The 24616-nt window shown below is 61.2% G+C and carries 24 protein-coding genes; 15 read left to right on the top strand and 9 right to left on the bottom strand.

The window, feature by feature from the left end; translation table 11 throughout:
* The first annotated feature begins 21 nt into the window (after positions 1 to 21).
* From DDE20_RS07065 to DDE20_RS07055, 3 genes are all read left to right on the top strand, one after another.
* Positions 22 to 801, top strand: coding sequence for a transporter substrate-binding domain-containing protein (locus DDE20_RS07065; RefSeq protein ID WP_116557744.1), 780 nt, complete (start codon positions 22 to 24; stop codon positions 799 to 801).
* Positions 802 to 873: 72 nt separating this feature from the next.
* The gene (locus DDE20_RS07060) at positions 874 to 1563 is read left to right on the top strand and encodes an ABC transporter permease (protein ID WP_116557743.1); all 690 of its coding nucleotides are present in this window, start codon (positions 874 to 876) and stop codon (positions 1561 to 1563) included.
* On the top strand, positions 1560 to 2327 hold the full coding sequence (locus DDE20_RS07055; RefSeq protein WP_205961630.1) for an ABC transporter permease: 768 nt from the start codon (positions 1560 to 1562) through the stop codon (positions 2325 to 2327). Before DDE20_RS07060 ends, DDE20_RS07055 begins: the two co-directional genes overlap by 4 nt.
* A gap of 48 nt (positions 2328 to 2375) precedes the next feature.
* Here DDE20_RS07055 and DDE20_RS07050 read toward each other — a convergent pair whose 3' ends face one another.
* The 9 genes from DDE20_RS07050 to DDE20_RS07010 form a co-directional block, all read right to left on the bottom strand.
* Positions 2376 to 3206 carry an ABC transporter permease gene (locus tag DDE20_RS07050; protein WP_116557742.1) on the bottom strand — a complete coding sequence of 277 codons (831 nt, stop codon included), beginning with the start codon at positions 3204 to 3206 and terminating at the stop codon, positions 2376 to 2378.
* 1 nt (position 3207) lies between these two features.
* Positions 3208 to 4152 (bottom strand): ABC transporter permease, encoded by a 945-nt coding sequence (locus DDE20_RS07045; RefSeq protein ID WP_116557741.1) that lies wholly within the window; start codon positions 4150 to 4152, stop codon positions 3208 to 3210.
* Between the two features lie 57 nt (positions 4153 to 4209).
* Positions 4210 to 5736, bottom strand: coding sequence for an ABC transporter substrate-binding protein (locus tag DDE20_RS07040; RefSeq protein WP_165814441.1), 1527 nt, complete (start codon positions 5734 to 5736; stop codon positions 4210 to 4212).
* Between the two features lie 63 nt (positions 5737 to 5799).
* Positions 5800 to 6822: an ABC transporter ATP-binding protein gene (locus DDE20_RS07035; RefSeq protein WP_116557739.1), complete on the bottom strand. Its 1023-nt coding sequence runs from the start codon at positions 6820 to 6822 to the stop codon at positions 5800 to 5802.
* On the bottom strand, positions 6819 to 7844 hold the full coding sequence (locus DDE20_RS07030; protein WP_116557738.1) for an ABC transporter ATP-binding protein: 1026 nt from the start codon (positions 7842 to 7844) through the stop codon (positions 6819 to 6821). Before DDE20_RS07030 ends, DDE20_RS07035 begins: the two co-directional genes overlap by 4 nt.
* 300 nt (positions 7845 to 8144) lie before the next feature.
* The gene (locus DDE20_RS07025; protein WP_116557737.1) at positions 8145 to 9104 is read right to left on the bottom strand and encodes an acetamidase/formamidase family protein; all 960 of its coding nucleotides are present in this window, start codon (positions 9102 to 9104) and stop codon (positions 8145 to 8147) included.
* A gap of 55 nt (positions 9105 to 9159) precedes the next feature.
* Positions 9160 to 9747, bottom strand: coding sequence for an ANTAR domain-containing response regulator (locus DDE20_RS07020; protein WP_116557736.1), 588 nt, complete (start codon positions 9745 to 9747; stop codon positions 9160 to 9162).
* Positions 9744 to 10838 carry a transporter substrate-binding protein gene (locus tag DDE20_RS07015; protein WP_116557735.1) on the bottom strand — a complete coding sequence of 365 codons (1095 nt, stop codon included), beginning with the start codon at positions 10836 to 10838 and terminating at the stop codon, positions 9744 to 9746. Before DDE20_RS07015 ends, DDE20_RS07020 begins: the two co-directional genes overlap by 4 nt.
* Positions 10839 to 11276: 438 nt before the next feature.
* On the bottom strand, positions 11277 to 12266 hold the full coding sequence (locus DDE20_RS07010) for an NAD(P)H-quinone oxidoreductase (protein ID WP_116557734.1): 990 nt from the start codon (positions 12264 to 12266) through the stop codon (positions 11277 to 11279).
* Positions 12267 to 12535: 269 nt separating this feature from the next.
* Between DDE20_RS07010 and DDE20_RS07005 the strand changes: the two genes are divergently transcribed.
* The 12 genes from DDE20_RS07005 to DDE20_RS06950 are packed head-to-tail and all read left to right on the top strand — an operon-like array spanning position 12536 to position 24616.
* Positions 12536 to 14434 (top strand): alpha-ketoacid dehydrogenase subunit alpha/beta, encoded by a 1899-nt coding sequence (locus DDE20_RS07005; protein ID WP_205961629.1) that lies wholly within the window; start codon positions 12536 to 12538, stop codon positions 14432 to 14434.
* Between the two features lie 4 nt (positions 14435 to 14438).
* Entirely contained in the window at positions 14439 to 15227 is a 789-nt protein-coding gene (locus tag DDE20_RS07000) for an SDR family oxidoreductase (RefSeq protein WP_116557732.1), read from the top strand.
* Positions 15228 to 15265: 38 nt separating this feature from the next.
* The gene (locus DDE20_RS06995) at positions 15266 to 16243 is read left to right on the top strand and encodes an ABC transporter substrate-binding protein (protein WP_116557731.1); all 978 of its coding nucleotides are present in this window, start codon (positions 15266 to 15268) and stop codon (positions 16241 to 16243) included.
* Between the two features lie 60 nt (positions 16244 to 16303).
* Positions 16304 to 17116 carry an ABC transporter permease gene (locus DDE20_RS06990; RefSeq protein ID WP_205961628.1) on the top strand — a complete coding sequence of 271 codons (813 nt, stop codon included), beginning with the start codon at positions 16304 to 16306 and terminating at the stop codon, positions 17114 to 17116.
* Complete coding sequence (locus DDE20_RS06985; protein ID WP_116557729.1) at positions 17116 to 17895, top strand: ABC transporter ATP-binding protein; 780 nt, start codon at positions 17116 to 17118, stop codon at positions 17893 to 17895. Before DDE20_RS06990 ends, DDE20_RS06985 begins: the two co-directional genes overlap by 1 nt.
* Positions 17896 to 17920: 25 nt before the next feature.
* Entirely contained in the window at positions 17921 to 19279 is a 1359-nt protein-coding gene (locus DDE20_RS06980; protein ID WP_116557728.1) for a Rieske 2Fe-2S domain-containing protein, read from the top strand.
* Positions 19280 to 19296: 17 nt separating this feature from the next.
* Positions 19297 to 20058 carry an HpcH/HpaI aldolase family protein gene (locus tag DDE20_RS06975; RefSeq protein WP_165814440.1) on the top strand — a complete coding sequence of 254 codons (762 nt, stop codon included), beginning with the start codon at positions 19297 to 19299 and terminating at the stop codon, positions 20056 to 20058.
* A gap of 6 nt (positions 20059 to 20064) precedes the next feature.
* Positions 20065 to 20484, top strand: a complete 420-nt coding sequence (locus DDE20_RS06970; RefSeq protein ID WP_116557726.1) for a nuclear transport factor 2 family protein — start codon at positions 20065 to 20067, stop codon at positions 20482 to 20484.
* 11 nt (positions 20485 to 20495) lie between these two features.
* Complete coding sequence (locus DDE20_RS06965) at positions 20496 to 21458, top strand: PDR/VanB family oxidoreductase (RefSeq protein WP_116557725.1); 963 nt, start codon at positions 20496 to 20498, stop codon at positions 21456 to 21458.
* Positions 21458 to 22273, top strand: coding sequence for an IclR family transcriptional regulator (locus DDE20_RS06960; RefSeq protein ID WP_165814439.1), 816 nt, complete (start codon positions 21458 to 21460; stop codon positions 22271 to 22273). Before DDE20_RS06965 ends, DDE20_RS06960 begins: the two co-directional genes overlap by 1 nt.
* Positions 22274 to 22312: 39 nt before the next feature.
* Positions 22313 to 23479 carry a winged helix-turn-helix domain-containing protein gene (locus DDE20_RS06955; RefSeq protein ID WP_116557723.1) on the top strand — a complete coding sequence of 389 codons (1167 nt, stop codon included), beginning with the start codon at positions 22313 to 22315 and terminating at the stop codon, positions 23477 to 23479.
* Positions 23480 to 23539: 60 nt separating this feature from the next.
* The gene (locus DDE20_RS06950) at positions 23540 to 24616 is read left to right on the top strand and encodes a DUF2855 family protein (protein WP_116557722.1); all 1077 of its coding nucleotides are present in this window, start codon (positions 23540 to 23542) and stop codon (positions 24614 to 24616) included.

The raw sequence follows: 24616 nt of genomic DNA, 5'->3' as shown, positions 1-24616 counted from the left end.
CCAACCCAGGAGGAGATATTGATGATCCGCAACGCTTTTCTATCCACTATGGCCGCTTTGGCCTTCGCCGCTCCGGCCGTCGCGCAAGACACGCTGCGCATTGGCGTCGAGGGCGCCTACCCGCCGTTTTCCTATAAGGAATCCGATGGCACGCTGGCCGGTTTCGATATCGAGATCGCCCATGCCCTCTGCGCCGAAATGCAGCGCGACTGCGAATTGGTCGAGCAGGAATGGGACGGGATGATCCCTGCCCTTCTGGGCCGCCGGTTCGATGCGATCATCGCCTCGATGTCGATCACCGAAGAGCGCCGCCGCCAGATTGACTTCTCGGACCGCTACTATCAAACCCCGGCCCGCATCGTCGCGCCGGTGGATGCCGGGTTCGAGGGCACCGCTGAGGGGCTCGCCGGTCGCCGCATCGGCGTGCAGCGCGGCGCCACCCACCAGTGTTACGCCGAAAAAGCCTTTCCCGAGGCCGAGATCGTTCTTTACGGCACCCAAGAAGAGGTGTTCCGCGATCTGGTTCTGGGCCGTATCGACGCGCAATTGTCCGACAGCCTGATCGCCGAGGAATCCTTCCTCTCGACCGATGAAGGCGCGGATTACCGCTTTGTCGGTGGCGACCATCTGGATGTTGACTGCTACGGCGAAGGCGTCGGCGTGGCGCTGCGGCAGAATGAAGACGCGCTGCGCGAGGCATTCAGCGCCGCGATTCTGGCGATCCGCGAAAACGGCACCTATGCCGAGATCAACGACAGCTATTTCCCCTTTGACATCTACGGCGGTCGCCCCGCCGAGTGATCCAGGGCCGCTGAGACATCGGGCGGGCCGCGACCCTGTGGCCCGCCCCCAAACCATTTACCGAGGCCCGCGATGGACCTGTTACTCGAATATCATTCCCAATTGCTCGCCGGCACATGGATGACGGTCAAACTGGCGCTGGTCTCGCTGGCCATTGCGCTGGTGTTCGGGCTGTTGGGCGCTTGGGCCAAACTTTCCAAGAACCGCCTCGCGCAGCGTCTTGCGGGCATCTATACAACACTGGTGCGCGGCGTGCCCGATCTGGTGCTGATCCTTCTGGTGTTCTTTGGCGGGCAGGTGATGATCAATGAACTCGGCTATGCCACCGGTCTCTGGGGCTATGTCGATATCAGCAAATTTGCCGCCGGAGCCGCCACCATCGGGGTGATCTTTGGCGCCTATTTCACCGAGACCTTCCGCGGCGCGATCATGGCGATCCCGCCCGGACAGATCGAGGCCGGTGTTAGCTGCGGCATGCGCAAATCCCTGATTTTCCGCCATATTATCTGGCCGCAGATGGTGCGCTATGCGCTGCCGGGGTTCACCAACAACTGGCTGGTGCAACTCAAGACCACCGCGCTGGTCTCGGTGATCGGGCTGCAGGATCTGGTCTATAACGCCTTCACCGCCGGGCGTTCGACGGGGCAACTCTTCACCTTCATGGCGGCGGCCTTTGTGATCTATCTGATGCTCACCGGCCTCTCCGACCTCGCGTTCCGGGCCTTGGACCGGCGCTATAGCCGTGGCGTGGTGCGGGCATGAGTGTTGAGCAACTCCTCGCCTATATTCCGCTGGATGTGGCACTGATCGCGGCGAATTTCGACCGCTTTCTCTGGGGCGTCTGGATGACGCTGAACCTGACATTTCTGGCGCTGCTGATCGGCGGGATCATCGCAATCCCCATGGCCATCGCGCGTGCCTCCAACCACCGGCTCTGGAACCCTGTGATCTGGGGCTACACCTATGTGTTTCGCGGCACGCCGCTGTTGGTGCAGACCTATTTGATCTATTACGGGCTCGGTCAATTCACCGTGGTGCGCGACAGCTGGCTATGGGATCCGATCCTGTCGTCGGCTTGGTGGTGCGCGCTGATCGCCTTCACCCTCAACACCGCCGCCTATACCACCGAGCTGTTGCGCGGGGCGATCATCGACACGCCCAAGGGCGAGGTCGAGGCGGCGATTGCCACCGGCCATTCCTATCGCAGCCGGATGCGGCGCATCATCCTGCCCTCGGCCTTTCGCCGCGCGATCCCCGCCTATTCCAACGAGGTGATCTTCATGCTGCACGGCTCGGTGGTCGCCAGCACAATCACATTGCAGGATATCCTCGGCGTCGGACGCTGGCTGAACGGGCGCTATTATCTGGCCTATGAAGGGTTTATCACCGCCGCCCTGCTGTATTTCATCATCGTGTTCGCGATCACCCGTGTGTTTCGCTGGATCGAGCGCCGCTATCTGCGCCATCTGACCCGCCGCAGTGAGCCCACGCCTTCGGTCGAACTGGCCCCCTCGCCGATCCGCTGAACACATGATCGGCGGGGCGCATCCCGAATGGACCGCCCCGCCCAAGCCCTACCTGTCGCGCGGGTCCAGCACGTCGCGCAAGGCATCGCCGAACAGGTTGATCCCCAAGACCGCGACAAAGATCGCCAGACCGGGCCAGAAGGCAATCCACGGCGCCTCTTGCATATAGTTGGTGCCGATCCGCAGCATCGAGCCCCAGCTTGGCGTCGGCGGTTGTACGCCAAGACCTAGAAAGCTGAGCGCGCTTTCCACCAGAATCGCCGTCGCCATGCTCACCGACATCTGGATGATCAGGGGGCTGGCGATATTGGGCAGCACATGTTTGATCATGATGCCGATATGACGGTTGCCAAGGGCGCGCGCGGCCTCGACATATTCGGTTTCGCGCACGCTCAGGGTCTGGGCACGGGCCAGCCGGATGAAGATCGGCGCATAGACGATGCCGATGGCGACCATTGCCGTCGACAGGCTTGGCCCCATGATCGCGGTCAGCGCCAGCGCCAGCACGATCACCGGAAATGCCATCATCGCATCGGTCAGCCGCATCACCACATATTCGTCCAGAGGCCCACGGAAATACCCCGAGATCAGCCCAATCGGCACCCCGATCCCCGCCGCAAGGATCACCGCAATCAGCCCCGCTTGCAGCGAGGCGCGCGCGCCCCAGATCAGGCGGCTGAGCATATCGCGGCCCAATTCATCGGTGCCCAAGATATACTGATCGCTCGGCCCCTGCAGCATCGCCATAAAGTCGGGGTCGGTCGGGTTATAGGGCGCCAGCAGCGGCGCAAAAATCGCCACCAACACCAGCAGAATCACGATCAACAGCCCCAGCGCGCCCAAAGGCTTGCCGCGCATTTTTACCAGCAAACGGTCCATCTCAGCGCTCCTTGATGCGCGGGTCGAGGATGAAATAAGCCACATCCGTCAACAGGTTAATCAAGATCACCGAGACCGCGAAAATCAACACGAGGCTTTGCATCATCGTCAGATCCAGCCGCAGAACCGAGTTGTAGATCAGCCGCCCGAAGCCCGGCAGGCCAAAGATCGTGTCGATCACCACCACATTGCCCAAAAGCGCGGCAAACTCGACGCTGAGCACGGTCAACAGCGGGATCAGCGAGGTCCGCAGCCCGTGGCGCAGGGTCACCTTCATCGCGGTGATGCCCTTGGCGCGGGCGGTGCGCACATAGTCGGATTTCATCGCTTCCAGCATCGACGAGCGCACCAGCCGCATGAAAATCCCCGCCGGCCGCAGGCCCAGCGCAATCGCCGGCATGATCGAGGTTTGCAGACTGCCGATCCAATCCTCATGCAGCCGCACAAACCCCGAGGACGGCAGCCACCCCAGATAGAGCGAGAGCACATACAGCAGCAGGATCGCCACCCAGAATCCGGGCAGCGAGATGCAGGAAAACCCGATCAGGCTGACCACCGTATCGCCGATACCGCCGCGACGGGTGGCACCGATGACCCCCGCCGGCACGCCGATCACCAGCGCGATCAGGATCGCCAGAAAGCTGATCTGCAAGGTCACCGGCAGCGCATAGAGGATCGCCCGCGAGACCGGCGAGTTATCGACCATCGAGCGGCCCAGATCGCCGCTCAACACGTTTCCGATCCAGCTCAGATACTGCATATAAAGCGGCTGGTTCAGACCCAAGCGCTCGCGGATCGCCGCCAGCGCTTCGGGCGTGGCCTCGGTGCCAAGGATCATCAGCGCCGGATCCCCCGGCAATACCTGCATCACCAGAAACACCGCGAGGGTGATCAGGAACAGGATCGGCAAGATACCGAGCAAACGGCGAAAGATAAAAACCAGCATGGTATTCCAGAGGGTTTGGGGGCTGCGGCACAGATTGCGCCGCAGCCGGTGTTAGGGTCAGTCCTGCAGCCAGACGTCTTCGAAGCGCATCATCGAATCCGGGATGTGGCGGTAGCCCATCATCTCGGCGCGGTGCGCTTTCATCTCTTGCAGATGGTAGACAAAGACATAGGGGAAGTCGGTGTTGAACAGCTCCAATGCCTCGCGATACAGCGCACGACGCTCACCCTGATCGACCGCCGCACGGGCCTCATCAAGCACACGGTCCATCTCGGGGCTGGCGTAGTGGCTAAAGTTCACCCCACCGCTCGAATGGAACCACGGATGCGCGCTCAGATCGGGGTCGTTGCGCGGGCTCAACTCGATCTGCGCACCGGCGTAATTGCCCTCGGCCATACGCGACAGGATGGTGCCGAATTCGACCTGCTGCAGCTGGATGTCGATACCCACCTCCGAGCACATCGCCGCATAGATCGAGGCGACGCGGATGCTCTCGTCATCCGGTGTGATCAACAGCGGGAAGGAAAACCCGTCGGGCACCCCTGCCTCGGCCAGCGCAGCGCGCGCGGCGTCAACATCGCGGTGCGGCGCTTCTTCGGCGCTATCGACCACCCAGGTCGCGGGCGAGAACGGCCCCACGGCAGGCACCGCGGCCTCGCCAAAGATGCTATTCACCACCACGCGGCGGTCGATACAGGCCGAAAGCGCGGCGCGGCGCTCACGCGAACCCAGCTCATCGGAGTCGACGTTGACCCAGATCCCGCGAAACCCCAGCCCGCCGACGATCGACAGGTTGATATCCTCGCTCTCTTGCAGGCGGTTCACCGCGCGGCCCGGCACCGTATTGATGATATGGATCGAGCCGGTCTCAAGGTTCACAATCCGCGCTTCGGCATCCACAAAGGGGCGGTAGACCACCCCGTCCAGATACGGCAGACCGTCCTTGAAATACTCGTCAAACCGCTCGAGCACCACACGGTCGTCGCGGATGCGGTTGACAAAGCGGAACGGCCCCGCCCCCACCAGCACCTGCCCGAAATCGCGGCCATGCTCTTCGACAGCCGTGGGCGAGACAATCATCCCCGACCAGCTGGCCAGCGCCGGCAGAAAACCGCCGTAGGGCTGGCTGAGGGTCACGGTGACTTGCAGCGGGCCGTCAACCTTCACGTCCTCGACAAAGGCCAACTCACCTGCGCGGGCCGAGCCGAATTCATCGGCGTCGCGCATCCGGTCAAAGTTGAACGCCACCGCATCGGCATCCAGCGTGGTGCCGTCGTGGAACTTCACCCCGTCGCGCAGATAGAATGTATACTGGCGGCCATCCTCGCTGACCTCCCAACGCTCGGCCAGTTCCGGCTGGATCTGCAGCTTGTCATCCACCTCGACCAGCGTCGCGAAGATGTTGTGCAGGATGGTGCGCGAGGCGTTCGAGCTGCTCAGATGCGGGTCCAGCTCGGGCGGATCATCGGCCAGACCGACCTGAAGGATGCCACCGCGCAGGGGCGAATCCGCCCAGACCGGTGCGGCAAGCGCCAGAGTGGCAGCAAAGCTCGCAACCGTCGAAAGAAGGGTAAAGCGTTTCATCATCTTCTCCTCGTTGACGTCGTTGTTGTTGTTATGGTCAGGCCCTGCGCGCGCGGCGCAGGCTCAACCGCGCTTCAGGCAGGCGACCGAATGGCCCTTGCCCAAAGGCTTGAGGTCGGGCGTCGTCGTCGCGCATTCCGGCCCGGCAATCGGGCAACGGGTGCGAAACACACAGCCCGAAGGCGGATCAATCGGCGAGGGTGTCTCGCCCTTGAGCATGATGCGGTTGCGCGCCGCCCCCGGCTCGGGGATCGGCGCCGCTGAGAGCAGCGCCTCGGTATAGGGATGCTGCGGGTTGGCGTAGAGATCGCGCGCATCGGCGATCTCCATGATCCGCCCCAGATACATCACCGCGACACGGTCCGAGAGGTATTCGACCACGCTCAGATCATGGGCGATGAACACCATCGTCAGCCCCAGATCCTCGCGCAGATCCTGCAACAGGTTGAGGACTTGCGCCTGAATCGACACATCCAGCGCCGAGACCGGTTCATCGGCCAGAATGAAATCCGGCTCCACCGCCAAGGCACGGGCAATGCCCACCCGCTGGCGCTGGCCACCCGAGAACTCATGCGGATAGCGGCGCATGTGATCGGCGCTCAGCCCCACGCGTTCGAGCAGCGCCGCGACGCGGTCACGCTGGTCGGCGCGGCCCTCGCCGATACTGTGCAGTTTCAGCCCCTCGGCAATGATCCCGCCGATGCTCATCCGCGGGTTCAGACTGGCGAACGGGTCTTGGAAAATGATCTGCATCTTGCGCCGCGCATCACGCAGGGCGCGCGGCCCCAACTGGCCCAGATCCATACCGTCGAACATCACCTGCCCCGAGGTCGGCTCGATCAGCCGCAGGATCGAGCGTCCAGCGGTGGTCTTGCCCGAGCCGGACTCGCCGACAATGCTGACGATCTTGCCGCGCCCGACTTCCAGCGACAGGTTGTCCACCGCTTTCACCACCCGTTTGGGCGCAAAAGGCGTGGCCCCGCGCACGGGAAAATAGGTGCAGAGATTGCGCACCGACAAGAGCGCCTCGTCAGCCGGTTCTGCGACGCTGTTATCGGTGGGTTTCAAAAGGGCGGAGCCGGTCATGGGGCCACCTGTGCAGTTTGCAAAACGTCACGCCAGCGGGCGCAGCGCACCATATGCCCCATGCCGCTATCCTCGAGCGCGGGCACGTTGTGCGTGCAGAAATCGGGGCTGGCATGCTCGCAACGTGGATGAAAAGCGCAGCCCTGCGGCAGGTTGCGCGGGCTGGGAATATTGCCGCGAATCGCTTGCAATCGCGGATGCGAGACGCCTTCAGGCGCCGAGCCCAATCGCGGGATCGAGGCCATCAGCCCCTGCGTATAGGGCATCCGCGGCTCGCCAAACAGGGGCTCGACCGCCGCCTCCTCGACGGTGCGTCCGGCATACATCACCAGCACCCGGTCAGCCATTTCCGCCACCACGCCCAAGTCATGAGTGATGAACAGGATCGCCATGCCGGTCTCTTTTTGCAGCCGCCGCATCAGATCGAGGATCTGCGCCTGAATGGTCACATCCAGCCCCGTCGTCGGCTCGTCGGCAATCAGCACCTTGGGGTTGCAGGCCAGCGCAATCGCGATCATCACCCGCTGCCGCATACCGCCCGAAAGCTGGTGCGGATAAGCGCGCGCACGGGTCGCAGGCTCGGGGATGCCGACCGTTTCCAGCAATTCCACCGCCCGCGCCCGTGCCGCACGCTTGCTGATCGGCTCATGCGCCATGATCGCCTCGGCAATCTGGTCGCCCACCGTATAAACCGGCGTCAGGCTGGTCATCGGTTCCTGAAACACCATGGCAATATCCTTGCCCCGCACGCGGCGCATCTCGGGCTCGGTCAGTGCGGCCAGATCGCGGCCCTCAAACAGGATGCGCCCGCCAGCCACCCGCCCGACGCCTTTTTGCAACAGCCGCATGATCGACAGGCTGGTGACGGATTTGCCCGAACCGGACTCGCCAACCAGCGCCAGCGTTTTGCCCGCTTCCAACTGAAAGCTGACCCCGTCAACCGCGCGCACCACGCCCTCATCGGTGCTGAAATGGGTCTGGAGGTTGTCGACCTCCAGCACGATATTGCGCTCAACTGGCATCGGGAACACCTCCGCTGTGACCGCAGAATCGCGCCGCGTGAGTCTGGAGAATTCCGCACAGGTTCAAATATGACGTCATCGGAGTTTTCCCAAAAAAAGAGCCCAGACTTCACCCCCAAAAAGAGGAAAGTCCGGGCTCGAGTGCCGAAAAGGTGCAAGCACCCTCATGTTGGTTAAAGGATGCAGATCACCCCAGCCCACGTCAAGGGTTAATATAAGTGATCTGGTTAACCTTTGTTTTTACATCCGATTTCCGCGTGTTTTTGTGAGAATCGGGGATTTTTTAACAGTTTCCGGTGATCACTCGAAAACACAACGCGGAAAGTAGAAGGAGACCACCCAGTTCGGCTGGTCGACGATTTCCGAAATCCGCAGGTCGCCGCAGGTCGAAACCAGCATATAGGCATCGACCGCCGCCATCTGCCGCGTCGCACAGAGGAAGTCGACCATCCCCGCCACCGCATCGCGGCAGGCGCCCATCAGGTCCGGCCCGATGCCGGTGGTGACCTCATAGCCCCTGGCATCAAGATGGGTGGTCACCGGCCCCGGCGTGGTGAATCGCGGGAACTTCAACCGCGCGTCCTTAACCAAGTCTATGGTTAACACCACATCCATCGGGCTCTCGATCGCGGTGCCGCAAACCTCGCCATCGCCCTGCGCCGCATGGGTGTCGCCGACGCTGAACAGCGCCCCCGCCACCTCGACCGGCAGATAGAGCGTGGTGCCGGCCGAAAGGTCGCGGATATCGAGATTTCCACCCACCCGGCGCGGCGGCACAATCGAGTGCATCCCCGGTTCGGCCAAGGCATTGCCGATGGTCCCAGCAAAGGGCTTGAGCGGCACCCGCCCCTCCTTGCCGAACATCGCCGGCGCCATCGTCGAGGTGTCGTATTTCCAGATATGCAGCGCCGGATCGGTGAACTGATCGGTCAACAAACCAAAGCCGGGAATATTCGCGGTCCAGCCAAAACCGGCGCCGTCGCGGGCCTGCGGCACGAAACTATCGAGGGTGATCTTCAGCGCATCACCCGGCTCCGCGCCCTCAACATAGACCGGCCCCGACACCGGATTGATCCGGCTGAAATCCAGCGCCGCAACATCGGCGACGGTTGATTTCGGCCCCAATTGCCCAGCGGCGCTATCCTTGCAGTGAAACAGGATCGTCGAGCCCGGCTCGGCGCGCTGCACCGGCGCAATCGAGTTGTCCCAGCCAAAGTGATGCTGCGCACCATGGATGGTGTAATCGTGGTTCTTACACATGGTCTTCCGTTTATCTCCTTACAACTCAATAGGTTCGGTGGGCCATTTGCTGGCTTCAGGCGCGTTTCGCCGCCAGCCCCATGGCCACGACGCGCTGCGCGGCCTCTTCGATATTGACCCGCCAAGACATCGCCATTTGGCGCAGCTGATCATAGGCGCGGTCCTCGCTGCCCGCGTTGCGCGCCAGTAACATCACCGCCTGCACCACGGTCTGACGCTCGGACAATCGGGCACGCAGATCCGAAATTTCAGCCGCCATCGCCTTGCGCGCATCATAGGTCTGGCGCGCGATCAACAGCCCGCTGAACACGCCGCCATCGCCCACCGGCTTGAGAATTTTGCTCGCCGCATTATGCGACAGCGCCCATTCGATCCGCCCCGGCGCCTCGGAGCCGATCAGCGCGATCATCGGCATCGGCGCCTCGCCCGCGGGCCAGGGAAACTGCTCGTCGCAGCCCATATCCGCGTCGAAAAACAAGTAGTCGGCCAGCATCACCGAGGCGGGCAATTCCGGCCAATGCGCCTCGACGCTAAGACCAATCGCGCGCAACTGGCGGGACAGCGAGTCTACCGTCGGATGTGGCCGGTGCAGGATCACCGCCCGCGCGCCGCCGAACTCGGGAATAAATATCTTTTGCTTCATGGCGTCACCACCGTAAGATTGGGATGTAACCTATTGCTACGCCGCGACAAATACGGGTCTGGCTCAACCCCGTCGCGGGCTGAAACCACCTCGAACCGCCCCTGCTGCACCTCGGCGATCAGCGCCGGTAGCGTCACGTGATGGGTCGCGCGGTCGATGCCGAAACGCGCCTCTTTCGGCTGGTCCAGCAGGCTGCGCAGACAGAGCATCTCGGCCCCCGGACGATGCGCCAAAAGCCCCGCCAAAGCGCGCACCGACACATAGGCCGCGGCCTCGAAGGATGAGGCAAACACCCGCCCGTCCCCGGGCCATCCCGCCGCGCCGTGGAAATACGGCCCCGCCGAGATCAACCCCTCGGCATCCGCGCCCAGTTTCGGCAGTTCGCATTCGGTCAGGTTGCATGAGAGCACCGGCATCTTGCCACCGGCAAAGGCGCTATCCTCGCGCCGCAACTCCGCCATCGCCGCCAGAAACGCGTAAGATGATGAACCAATTAGCGAATTCAGCACAAAATCAGGCCGTGTCGCGCGAATTTCCTCGATCATCCGCGCCACATCGGTGTCACCGATCCGCAGATAGCGCTCGCCCAGCACGGTGCCGCCCGAGCCCATCACCAGATCGCGGGCGACGCGGTTGATCTCCCATCCCCAGATGTAGTTCGAACCGACCAGATGGGCGCGCCGCCCGTAGCGCGGCAGCGCCCAGTCCATCAATGGCACCAAATGCTGGTTCGGACAGGCATGCATATAGACCACATGATCCGAGGCCTCGAACCCCTCATGCGGGCAGGGATACCACAGAATTCCACCGGCTTTTTCCAGCGTCGGGATCACTTCCTTGCGGCTCCAGGAGGTGGTCGTGCCGATCACATGGCGCGCATTGGTGCTGCGCAGGATCTCGGCGCACATCGGCTGATAGAGGTCGATATTGCCCTGCGGATCACGCTCAACGGGGATGAAGGTCAGGTCAAACGCGGGGTCTGCGTTAACCTCGTCGATCGCGCGCAATGCGCCGGCGCGGCCTGCCGCGGCAATCAGCCCGTAGCTTGCTGTGCACGAGAACAGCAAGCCAATTTCGATCTGCCGCCGCATTGCCACCCTCCACAATGACAAGCCTCGCCCTCGACTGCGCAACACGCGGTCGAGGGCGAGGCTTGAATGCCTTCGGGAAATCCCTGAATACGTGTAGTTAACCAGACCCGCTCGCGTCCAGTCAAGGGCGATTATATTTTTGGCGTGGAAGGGAGAGGTTTTTGAAGGTAGCTAGCGGTGGGTTTTATCGCTGCTCAGCGCAAAAACTTTCAACTATAGGTTGATTTGAAAACAATTCAGTCGCGCCGGTTTTACGCCCAGTTCTGATTACAAGCCGGTAAAACCCGCACATCCTGTTCAGGGGAAAATCGCCAGTGCGCTCACTCGGGCGTGGGTCTTTCACGCCCCAGACCAGATACAACTTGCGATGCGGCCAGCGATTTGGCGCGAGGGCGATCATCCACCCCCGCGCCAAGCCCGATCAACCGTCCGGCGGCCCTACTCCGCCGCCGCCATGGTCAGCACGATCTTTCCGATATGCGCGCCGCCGTCCATCCGCGCATGCGCCTCGCGCACCTGCGCCAGCGCATAGGTGGAATCGATCACCGGCAGTGCCTTCCGTTCGGCCAGCAGCGGCAGCACCTTCTGTTCCAGCGCCGCCGCCAGCGCCGCTTTCATCGCGACGGGCCGCGCGCGCAGGGTCGAACCGGCCAGCGTCAACCGCTTAACCAAGATCGGGCGCATGTCGATTTCAACCTTCGAGCCGGTCATAAAGGCGATCTGGGCAATCCGCCCGTCCACCGCCACCGCCTCGAAATTGCGCTGCATATAAGCGGCGCCGACCATATCGAGCACCACATCCGCGCCCTTGCCGCCGGTTGCCGCCAGCGTCTCGGCGACGAAATCCTGGGTTTTGTAGTTCACCACATGATCGGCGCCGATGCGCGCGGCGGCCTCGGCTTTCTCATCGGAGCCGACGGTGGCGATGACCCGTGCGCCAAAGCATTTCGCCAGCTGGATCGCGGTAGTGCCGATCCCCGAGGTACCGCCGTGGATCAACACGGTCTCGCCCGAGACCAGCGCCGCGCGCTCGAAGAGATTGCTCCAGACGGTGAAATAGGTCTCGGGGATCGCCGCCGCCTCGACCATCGTCACGCCCTCGGGCACCGGCAAAGCGTTGCTCTCGTCCACCACCGCATATTCAGCATAGGCCCCGCCCGCGACCAGCGCCATGACGCGGTCGCCCGCTTTGAACCGCGTGACATCCGCGCCGACTCCATCGACCACACCGGCCAATTCCAGCCCCAGAATATCCGAGGCACCCGCGGGCGGCGGATAATTCCCCTGCCGCTGCACCACATCCGGCCGGTTCACTCCCGCCGCGTGGATCTGCACCCGAATCTCGGTGCGTTCCGGTGTCGGAATCGGGCGCTCGATCAGGTCCAGAACCTCGGGCCCTCCGGCGCCATTGGCAATCACTGCATGCATCTTGGTTTTCCCTTCTCTTTGGATGGCATCCACGCCCCCGCCGCGAGGACATGTTTTTTCGACATATTTCCAATATCTTGCGCGATTTCCACAGATCGAAACCGCCGGGGCGTCAAATTTTCCCTTGCCCGAAACTGTCACCATATGATAGTCATGTCAAATGATGATAATTGCAGGGGCTGAAAATGCTTAAGACAAATGACAACACGGATTTCGCATATGCAGCGTATCGGAACATGTCCTTCATCCGTGGCGTTGAGCAGCTCTGCATGGATTTCAGCCAGGGTGCGACGCCGGTTGCCGTAGGGTCCATTCACCTCTGCGCGGGGCAAGAGGCGATCCCCGTGGGCGCCGCCGCCGCGTTGATGCCCGAAGACCGGATTTCCGCCACCTACCGCGGCCACGGCTGGGCGATTGAATCGGGCGTTCCGGCCTTCGAGGTGCTTAGCGAGATCGCCCATAAAGCCACCGGCGCGAACGGGGGTCGCTCGGGCTCGGCGCTGATGATCGCGCCGCAGTATCGGTTCATCGGCGAGAACTCCATCGTCGGCGCGGGCTATCCGATCGCCGCAGGCGTGGCGATGGCGCAGAAATTGCAGGAAACCGGCGGCATCTCGGTGGTGTCGATCGGCGACGGCGCGATGAACCAAGGCGCGGTGCATGAAGGCATGGTGTTTGCCTCGTTGCGTAAGCTGCCGGTGCTGTTCATCTGCGAAAACAACGGCTGGGCCGAGATGACCGCCTCGGATGTGGTCTCGCCGGTGGACCGTCAGGCGCAGCGCGCCCGCGGCTACGGGATGAAATCCGCCACCGTCAACGGCAACGACCCGATTGCGGTGCGCGATTCCGTCGCCGCCGCCCGCGCCGCGATTGTCGCTGGCGAAGGTCCGGTGTTTCTGGAATTCACCACCACTCGCCTCTGGGGCCACTATAATAAGGACCTGCAGCACTACCGCTCCAAGGCAGAATGGGATCAGGCGCAGGCCAGTGATCCGATTGCCAGCTTCCGCGAGCGGATCCTGCGCGAGGGGCTGGCCGACGCAGATGCGCTTGACCGGATCGACGCCGATCTGAAGGTCGAGCTGGAAACCTTGCGCGACGATGTGCTGGCCGCGCCCGACCCCGACCCTGCCACTGCCCGCGACCATATCATCGGCGACGCCCCTGACGTGCCCGCCACCGCGGCCCCCACTGGCGGCAGCGAGACGACCTACGGCAAAGCGGTCACCGAAGCCCTGCGCGCCGAACTCGAAGCACGCCCCGATGTGCTGGTTTACGGCGAAGACGTGGGCTTTGGCGGCGGCATCTTTGGCTGCACCCGCAACCTGCAAAAGACCTTTGGCGAGGACCGCGTGTTCGATACGCCGATCTCGGAAAGCGCAATCCTCGGCTCGGCCTTGGGCGCTGCGATGATGGGCATGCGTCCGGTCGTCGAGATCATGTGGGCCGACTTTATGCTGGTCGCGCTGGACCAGATCATTAACCAAATGGCGAACCTGCGCTATCTGACCCGCGGCACCTGCACCGCGCCTCTGGTCGTGCGCATGCAGCATGGGGTCACGCCTGGCTCTTGCGCCCAGCACAGCCAGAGCCTTGAGGCGATCCTCTTCCACACGCCCGGCCTGCGCGTCGGCCTGCCCTCCACGGCGCAAGACGCCCATGACATGCTGCGCGCCGCGATCGCCTGCGATGATCCGACGATCATCATTGAATCGCGCGCCTTCTACCAGCGCAAGGAAATCGCCGATCTGACCGATGACGTGCAGCCCATTGGCGGGTTGCGTAGCCGCCGCGCCGGTAAGGATATCGCGCTGGTCAGCTGGAGCACCGGCATGCCGGTGATCACCGAGGCCGCCGAAATCCTCGCCGCCGAGGGGATCGACGCCGCAGTGATCGACCTGCGATGGCTCTCGCCGCTGCCCGAAGACGAGTTGATCGCCCAGATCAAAGCCTCGGGCAACGCCGCGCTGGTGGTGCATGAGGCCAATCTGACCGGCGGTGTCGGCGGCGAACTCCTGTGCCGACTGCGCGACGCCGGCATCGAGAATGTCGCCCGTCTCGCCACCCCAGACATGCGCATGCCCGCCTCGCCGGTGCTGCAGCGCGAGGTTCTGCCCAACGCGCAGGATGTTGCCGCGAAAGTGCGCGCGCAGCTCGGAAAGGGTTAACGCGATGACCCTCGCAATCGACCTGACCGGACGCCACGCCATTGTCTGCGCCTCCAGTCGCGGCCTCGGACGCGGCTGCGCCGAAATGCTGGCACAGGCGGGCGCCGCGCTGGTCCTCAATGGCCGCGACGCCGAGGCGCTTGAGGCCACCAAGGCCGAAATGCTCGCCACTGATGGGGGTCGCCAGATCCTCACCGTGGCTGGCGACATCACCGATCCGGCGACACAGGAAAAACTTCTTGAGGCCTGTCCGACGCCGGATATTCTGGTTAACAACAACGGCGGCCCGCCGATCAGCGGCTTTCAAGATCTCAGCCGCGATGACGTGATGGCCGGTCTGACCGCGAATATGGTGGCGCCGTTTGAAATGATCCAGCGGGTGATCGACGGGATGCGCGCGCGCAAATTCGGGCGTATCGTGAATATCACCTCGATCACAGTGAAAATGCCGATCTCGGGGCTGGACCTGTCGAGCGCGGCGCGGGCGGGACTGACCTCCTTTGTCGCCGGGATCGCCCGCGATGTGGCCGCAGACAATGTGACGATTAACCAATTGATGCCCGGGTTCTTTGACACCGAGCGTTCGCGCTCGGGTCTGCGCCGCCGCGCCGAGACCTCGGGTCGCCCGATTGAAGAACTGGCCGCCGAGCGCAACGCCTCTATTCCCGCCGGTCGATTGGGAGATACCGAAGAATTTGGCCGCGCTTGTGCCTTTTTATGTAGCCCATATTCCGGATTTATCACCGGACAAAACTTACTAATGGACGGCGGAATGTTCCGCAGCGCCTTTTAACAAGAACGACACGAACCAAAACCAAGGGAGAGAGAACTATGACGATTTCAAGACGCGCCTTCGTGCAAACCGGCCTTCTCGCCGCCGCCACACCTTTGATCAGCACCCCCGCGGTGTTCGCTCAAAGCGGTCGCATTCAGTTGAACTATGCGACGCTGAAAACCGGCGTCAGCGTAATTATCAACGAATACCTCAAGCATAAACGCCCTGATCTCGACAACGGTCTCGAAATCAACATCACCAATGAATACACTTCGGTGTCGAGCTATTATAGCGACTTCATTTCGGGCACCTTTGAATTGGGGATCGGCGCTTGGGACACTTACCTGCGCATGTATAAGCGTGGCGTTCCGACCAGCCTCGCCACCACCATCACCACCGGAACGATGATCAACATCGTCACCCGCGACGACGGCCCCTCCTCGGTCGAAGAACTGCGCGGCAAAACCGTCTCGGCGATTGCCGCTTCGGGCGCCTTCAACATGTGCAAATCGACGATGCAGGATCTCTATGATCTGGAACTCGGCGAAGACATCACCGTGCAAAACGTGCCGAGCCCGGCGCAGGCCATGACCCTATTGATGGCCGGTAACGTCGATGCTGCCCTGTCGTGGGAGCCCAATGTCTCGGCCGCGATGTCGCGCATGCCCGGTCTGCGCACGATCTTCAATCTGGGTCAGGAATACGAACAGTCCAAAGGTATGGAACTGCCCTATTTCGCCTTTGCCCTGCGCAACGAAGCGATTGAGCGCAATGCAGAAACCGCCGCTTTGGTGCATGCAACTTTTGCGCAACTGATGGACCAGATCAACGCAGATCCGATGGACGCCTTTACCATCGCCGCACCGGAACTCAACGTCGAACCCGAAGTCTTGATGCAGGCCTATGAGGCCGGTCGTCTGCAGTTCTCGTCGCATTCGATGCAGCAGCCCGAGGGCCGCCAACTCGTCCGCGAGGCGCAAGCCTTCATCGACGCGGATGACGCCGAGATCGACGACGCCTATTTCGCCAGCTGAGGCTAATCTGCCGTCGCTCGTCACGCTTTGCGGGCGACGGCTCAAATGAAAGATTACTCCATGTCAACACAGGAAACCTCTGTAACACCCACCGGAAAATCCGGGCCAGTTCTATTGCGGGTGTTTAATCAAGACCGTTTTGCCGGCTTGGTTGTTGTTGCGCTGATCATTCTCGCTTTGCAGATCGCAAGCCAATTCGCGCCGCATTATATCGCCCCCCCGCCTGTGTTGATTGCTGAAAAGCTGTGGACACAATTGACCTCGCTCTGGGATGAAATCCTGATCACCCTACTGCGTTTGGCCATTGCACTGGCTTTCGCCATGCTGATCGGCACAATCTTGGGCATTGTTATGGGTATGCTGCCACGCATTCGCCCCTATGTCCGCTCATTGGTGGTGATCGACACCGGTATTCCCGCGCTGTCATGGATGTTGATTGCCGTATTCTGGTTCCGTGAGCCTGAAATTCGCATCTTCTTCATCATGTCCGTGATCCTTGTTCCATTTTACGCGCTCAATGTTTTTGACGGCATTCGCTCATTGCCCAAAGAATGGCTTGAAATGTGCGAGAGCTTTCGTCCCAACAGATGGCAAGTGCTGCGCTATTTGATCCTCCCGCATATTATCGCCTATGTCTTCTCGACCACCCGTTCGGTCATCGGCTATGCCACCCGTATGGTGATCTTCGCCGAACTCATTGCCTCGGCGGTCGGGATCGGTGCGCAGATGGGGCTTGCTCAAGCGAATTTTGACATCGCCTCCGTCTTTGCCTGGACCCTGTTTCTTGTTGTCCTGAATATCTTCTCACAATTCCTGGTCGCCCTGCTCGAAAAGCGAGTGCTGCGCTACCGGCCCGAAGTCGAGGTGCGCTAATGTCCCCGCAATCAAACGCTGCCATTCAAAATGGCGAGGAACCGGCGATCCTGCTCGACTCAATCAACAAGAGTTTCGGTTCGGTCGTCGCCATTGAAAACCTGTCGTTCCATGTCAACAAAGGCGAGATCGTCTCGTTTCTGGGTCGCACCGGCGCTGGCAAAAGCACCGCGTTGAACCTGATCATGGGCAACTTCGGCCCGACCAAAGGCCGCGTCCGCGTGATGGGAATGGACCCGAACAAGGACTTCAAAAAGCTGCGCCAGACGATTTCGGTGGGCTTTCAAACCGACCGCTTGCTGCCCTGGCGCACCACTGTCGAAAACGTCGAACTCGGCCTTTTGATCCTACGCGAACCCAAGGCACAGGCGCGCGAAAAAGCCCTCGAATGGCTCGACCGCGTGAACCTGACGGCGGCGGCCAACCTTTATCCGCATGAACTCTCCGGCGGCATGCGCCAACGTGCGAGCCTCGCCCGTGCGCTGGCAATCGACCCGGAAATTCTGCTGCTGGATGAATGCTTTAGCCAGCTTGACCATGTCACTTCGCAGACCCTGCGCGCCGATGTGAGCGAGGTGATCCGCAAGTATAACAAGACCTGTCTGTTCATCACCCACCGCATTGACGACGCGATCGAGATGGCTGACCGGATCTTGGTGCTCGGCGCTCCGGCGCGGCTTTTGCTCGAAGAAAGCCCGACCGAAGAAGACCGCACCGACCGCGACAAATTCCGTATCTTGCATGACAAAATCGCCGCCGCGCTTGGCGTGGATGCCTGATTTTGCACCCTGAGGAGGATTAACCATGCTGACCAAAGAGAAAAACGATTTGTTGACGCAAACCGGCCCCGAGCGGCCGATGGGCAAGATGTTCCGGTTCTTCTGGCAACCGGCACTGCTGTCGCGTGAACTGCCCGAGCCCGATTGCCCGCCCAAACGCGTGCGCATCCTCAACACCGATATGGTGGCGATCCGCGACACCAGTGGCCGCGCGCAATTGATCACCCCGACCTGCCCGCATCGCGGCGCCAACCTGTTCTTTGGCCGCGTCGAAGAGGGCGGCATTCGCTGCGCCTATCACGGCTGGAAATTCGACGTTGACGGCAATTGCTTGGACATTCCGACCCTGCCCGACAACGGCCAGCGCGAGAAAATGTGCAAGAAGATCAAGCTGGAAACCTATCCGACACGCGAAGCAGGCGGCTTCATCTGGGTTTACCTTGGCCCGAAAGAACTCATGCCGGAACTGCCGGATTTTGAGTTCACCGCCCTGCCCTCGGATCAGGTCTATGTGTCGAAAAAGCTGCAATATTCGAACTGGGCGCAGGCCTGCGAAGGCGCTCTGGACACGGCGCATTTCTCCTTCCTGCATATGCCGTTGGTCGACGGGAAAATCAACTTCGGCAAGGACCAATTCGTCGCGGAATCCTCGGCGGACGAGCGTCGCTTGGGTTGGATCCGCAACGACGGATCGCCGCGATTCTCGATCACCAAACACGAAACCGGTCTGGTCATCGGCGGCGCACGCTATGCCGATGAGGGCGACACCTATTGGCGGATCAGCCAGTTTTTGATGCCGAACCACGGTCTGGCGCCGAACGCTTTCCCCGGTGAGAATATGCATGGTCAATGCTGGGTGCCGATCGATGACGAGACCTGCTGGATCTTTAACTATACGTGGAACCCAGAGCGCAAACTCTCGGAAGACGAGGTTTCGCGCTTCCAGAAAGGCGCCTCGATCCATGCGGAGACCGACGAAGACTATCGTCCGATCCGCAATATCAACAATGATTTCATGATCGACCGCGAAGAGCAGCGCAATAAAACCTATACGGGTATTAAGGGCGTGTCGGAACAAGACGCAGCTATTCAGGAAAGCATGGGTCCGATTGTGGATCGTACCAAGGAACACTTAAACTCCAGTGATCTGGGTGTTGTTCAGTTCCGGCGCTATATCCTTGATGCGGTTCTGGCCTTTGACAACGAGGGGCTGCTGCCCTCGGCACACTCGCATGCCGGCCTGTATCGCCTGCGGTCCGGCAGCCATGTGTGTAGCGACAAAATCCCCTTTGAAGATGTGATGAAAGAGCGCTTTGGTCACCGGCTGGCATTGGCACCGGGTGGCACGGACACCTCGGCGCTGACACCCGTGAAAACTGCTTAACAAAGGAGATGGCAGGGATGGTTACGCCGCAGAACTTTCGGCAAATGCTCAGGGACGGCGCGCCGCTGAGTGGCATTTTCCAATGCACAACCTCGTTTCAGATTGCCGAAATCCTCAGCCATTCGGCGCTGGATTACATCTGTCTCGAAGCCGAACATGGCGCGACCTCCCTGCCCCTCATACATGCGCAGGTGGCGGCGATTGCCGACCGCAAACCGGTGATCGTGCGCGTGGCACCGATGGACCTGCGGGCGATCAAACCTGTGCTCGATCTGGGCGTCACCGGCATCATGGTCGCCGATGTGCGCAGCGCGGACGAGGCGCGCGAGATCGTAGCCCATACCCGGTTTGCCCCCGAGGGAAAACGCGGGATTGGCGGCAGCATCCGTGCCTCGCGCTACGGCATGGATGCTTCGTATTTTCCCGAAGGACCAGAACAGCCGATCACCGTTATCCTGCAGATCGAAAGTCAAGAGGCGATTGATAACATAGCGGAAATCTCTGCTGTTGACGGTGTCGACGCGGTGTTTATTGGCCCGATGGACCTCTCGGCACAGCTCGGCCACCGCGCCGATCCCGCCGCGCCAAAAGTGCAAAATGCAATCACCACGGCGCTTGCTCTTGCGAAAGACAGCGGCACCGCGAGTGGCATCCTATGCCCGCCCGCAAAAGTGGCGGAGTGGACTGCCGAGGGCGTGAGCCTGTTCCTGCTCGGCTCGGATATCGGCGCGCTTGTGGGCTCGGTGAACGCCATGATGAGCACCGCCAAGGAAGGATAAGAGAATATGAATGACGCTGATTTCATTGCCGGACAACAGTTGATTTTGGGCTTCTATCAAGCCTTGGACGAGGCCCGTTTCGACGACGCCGCCAAGGCTTTCGCCGATCACGGGGAATGGCACCGCAAGGGCGAAGTTTTGACCGGCCCTGCCGAAGTGGAAGCCGCCTATTTTGGCCGATCTGCCGACCTGCACACCCGCCATGTGATCACGAACATCCTCCTCTCAGATAGCGCAGAAGGGCAGGACTTTAGCGTCTATATCACGCTCTACGCGGGCAAGGCGGCGGAAGGTGAATCGCCCAGTGTCAGCGGGCCGTCGATGGTGCTGACCTCACATGGCTCGCTGATCCAGCATGCCGGCTCCTGGAAGATTTCGCGCAAATCCACGCAGCGACAATTCCTTATCCAGCCGCCGCAAGGATAAAGGCATCCACCATGAGTGATAAAATTGATGCGGTGATCACGGATATAATCCGCGAGAATGACGATATATTGCGCATTGAATTGGCGGATGCCAATGGCGCCGAATTGCCCCAGTTTGAATGTGGTGCCCATATTGATCTGCATCTGCCAAACGGATTGATCCGGCAATATTCGCTTTGGGCCGCCCCCGGCGATACCTCACGCTACCATATTGCGGTGAAGCGCGAGGTAAGCTCCCGTGGCGGTTCTGAGGCCGTGCATACTATGCTATCCATAGGCGACAGCCTTAAAATCTCTGCGCCGCGCAACAATTTCGGCCTCGATCCAGACGGGTCACATGCGATCTTGCTGGCGGCGGGCATTGGCATCACCCCGCTGATGTCTATGGCTCTGTATCTGCAAGCCAATGGTAAGCCCTTCGAACTGCACTATTTCTCGCGCGCACCCGAGGTCACCGCTTTCGCCGATCTCATCGCAAACAGCGCCCTTGCCGAGAACACCATACATTATTACGGCCAATCCGCCGACGCAGTTCGATCCACCTTACAGCAGATTTTACAGTCCCGCCCCACCAGCACCCATGTGTATCTCTGCGGTCCCTCCCCCTTTATTGACGCGGTAAAATACATCACCGCGGCGCATTGGCCCGAGAACACCGTGCATTTCGAGCATTTTAGCGCCGAAGCTCCAGTATTAACCGCCGGTGGTGACGGGTTTGAACTCTATCTTGCACAAAGCGACAAGACCTTTACCATCCCCTCCGACCAGAGCATCGCCGATGTCCTGACCACAAATGGGATTGAAGTTGAACTCTCCTGCGAGCAAGGTATCTGCGGGACGTGCCTGACGCGGGTTGTCGACGGCATACCCGACCATGAAGACATGTATCTCTCCGATGCGGAACACGCGTTGAACGATCAAATGACGATCTGTGTTTCCAGATGCAAAACCCCCCGCCTCGTGCTGGACCTGTAATGACACCGAGTGAAAGCGACGCAAATTTGGGTATGGAACTGCCGGAAAACGTAGCCGTCGAGACCGAGAAGACGCGCAATAAACCGCGTGTGCAATCGGTTTCGCGCGCCGCGTCTATCCTGTTTTGCGTCGCCGAAAGCCCCTCGGGGTTGAAAGCCGCCGAGATCCGAGAACGCACCGGCCTGCCGACGCAAGCGACCTATCACCTCTTGCAATCGCTTGAAGTTATTGGTCTTTTGCGCCGCTCGGCTGAGCATAACTATGTGTTGGGCCTGCGTGTTGGCGATCTGATCGACGGGTTTCGTGAGCATTTTTCCTGCCCCGAGGAGCTACGCTCATTGGTGCGCCGGATCGCCAGACGCTCGGGCGAGACCAGCTATGCCTCGGGCTGGTTTGACGGCGATCTGGTGTCCCTGCATCTGGCCTTGGGCTCGCATCCGGTGCGCGCGGCGGTGGCCTCTAGGCATCTGGGCGGGCATGTGCACGCGCGCGCGTCGGGAAAATTGCTGCTCGCGCTCTCGGATGAGGCGTCACGGGCGGCGTTTTTCTCAAGCTGCGATTTCGAGCCGCTGACCGAACACACGCTGACCTCGGAAGCCGCGCTGCGCCGCGAATTCGAAGAAATCCTGCGCGACGGCTATGCGGTCGACCGCGAGGAATACGCCATCGGCCTGACCTGCCTTGCGGTGCCGGTGTCCTTGGGCGGCGACACTTATGCGATTTGCGTCTCGGTGCACACCCAGCGCATGGCCGAGCGGTTTGACGAGGTCAAAGAGATCATCGCCGACGAGATTTCGAAACTGCGCGAGTTCTGAGGACTTGGCAGGCCGCCCCGCGCCGTTTAGGCAAGGTGGATGGCGCCTCTTCGCATCCCCAATCGCACCGCGCGGCAGCTTTGGCTGACGGCGCAGGGGCTGGCCCGCACGCCCACCGGCGCGCTGGATGTGCTGGGCGAGATCCGGCGGCTGGGGTTTGTGCAGCTCGATGCCATTCAAGTCGTCGCCCGTGCGCACCACCATATCTTGTGGAGCCGGAACCAGAATTACCGCGAGCCAATGCTCGGGCAACTGCTGGCCAATGACCGCAGTATCTTTGAGCATTTCACCCATGATGCCTCGGTAATCCCGATGGAGTTCCTGCCGATGTGGGAGCGTCAGTTTCGCCGCAAACGCGCGGAACTGGACCGCGCTGGCTGGTATAGAAGCTTGCCCGACGCTGATACGCGTGCCCGGATCAAGGATAGGATTCGCACCGAGGGGCCGCTCTCGACCCATGCGTTTGACAGCCAGATCGAGGGGCCAAAAGCGATGTGGACCCGCCCGCCGCATAAACTGGCGCTCGACTACATGTGGTATGTGGGCGAATTGGCGACCAGTCATCGGGTGAATTTCACCAAATATTATGACCTGTCTGAAAGGGTGTTCCCGCAGGACCTGCGCGCATCGCGGATGAGTGATGAGGATCAGATTGACTGGCTCTGCCGTGCGGCGCTGGACCGTATCGGCTTTGGCTCAGCAGGCGATATCCAGCGCTTTTGGGCGGCCAGTTCGGCGGTCGAGTTGCGCGCATGGTTGGCGCGCAGCCAAGAAAGCCTGCAGCTCGTTGAGATTGAGACGGCGCAGGGAGAGTGGGTGACTGCCTATGCGCCCCTAAATATAGAGGATCGTCTGGCCGCGCTGCGCCCCGTGACCAGCCGGCTGCGCATCCTTAACCCGTTTGATCCGGTGATCCGCGACCGCAACCGGCTTTCGCGCCTATTCGGCTTTGACTACCGCGTCGAAATGTTCAAACCCGCCGCGCAGCGGATCTGGGGCTATTACGTGTTTCCGATCCTTGAAGGCCAGCGGTTTGTCGGCCGGATCGAGGTGAAGGCGGACCGGCGCGCCTCGGAGTTGCAAGTCTTGGCGTTTTGGCCGGAACCGGGCATCGACTGGCCCGCCAGCCGACATGAGAAACTGGCAGCCGAGTTGGAGCGGATGCGCCGGTTCACCGGAGTCGAATCCACCGTCTGGCTGACGTAAGCGCCCCCTTGCCCAATCTTTGCAGTGCAGCCCATACTGCCCGAAATTGGGGGGAGCGCGATGACTTACGCATGTATTTTGACCGACCAGCAGGATATCACCAAGCAGCGGCTTGCTCATGTCGAGAGGCCGCCCCTTGCCGAGGGGCAAGCCCGCCTGCGTTTGCAGAATTTCGCGCTGACGGCCAATAATGTGACCTATGCCAGCACCGGATTTGTCATCGGCTATTGGCAATTCTTCCCCTCGGGCATTGAGGGGGCGGGCATTGTTCCGGTCTGGGGCACGGCGCAGGTGACCGAAAGCCGCGCGCCGCATCTGCCGGTCGGAACGCGGCTTTATGGTTTCTATCCGATGGCCGAAGAGCTGGTCCTGACCCCGCAAGCGGATAGCGCCGGTGTCTACCTCGATCAAACCCCGCACCGTGCCGAGCTGCCTCAGGTCTATAACACCTATGTCGAGGTGCAGACCACCAAGCCCGAAACCGAGCATCTGCGCGCGCTCTTGCAACCCCTGCTTGCCACCTCCTATCTGCTATTCGACTGGCTGATCGACAACGCATGTTTTGGCGCGCAGCAAATCATCATCGGCAGCGCCTCGTCGAAGACCGGTCTCGGCCTATGCAAGTTTCTCGCCGAACCTGTTGACCGTCGCTACCGGATTATTGGCCTCACCAGCGCGGCCAACCACGGGTTTGTCGAAAGTCTGGGCGCCTGCGATCACACTCTAACCTATGATCAGGTTGAAGCGCTCGAGAAAATACCGTCAATCTATGTCGATATGGCGGGAAATGCCTCGGTGAAATCGCGGCTGCATCATCATCTGGGCGAAAACGTCAAATATTCGGCGGCCGTGGGCACCAGTCATTGGGATCAATTCGCCGCGCCATCCGACCTTCCGGGGGCCAAGCCGAGGTTCTTTTTCGCGCCCTCGCAGATCGCCAAACGCCGCGCCGACTGGGGCCCCGGCGTGATCGAGGGCCAGATCACCCAAGCCTGGAAACGTATCGCCGCCGATGCCTCCACTTGGTTGGACCTGCGGGCGCATTGCGGGTTACAGGCCGCACTGACGGTTTACGGCGATCTGGCGCGCGGGGATGCGCAGCCGCGCGACGGTCATGTGATCACATTGGTCGATTGA

It is taken from the genome of Pararhodobacter oceanensis (assembly GCF_003076755.1).
Lineage (GTDB): Bacteria > Pseudomonadota > Alphaproteobacteria > Rhodobacterales > Rhodobacteraceae > Pararhodobacter > Pararhodobacter oceanensis.
This window is presented reverse-complemented; position numbering and strand designations above follow the sequence as displayed.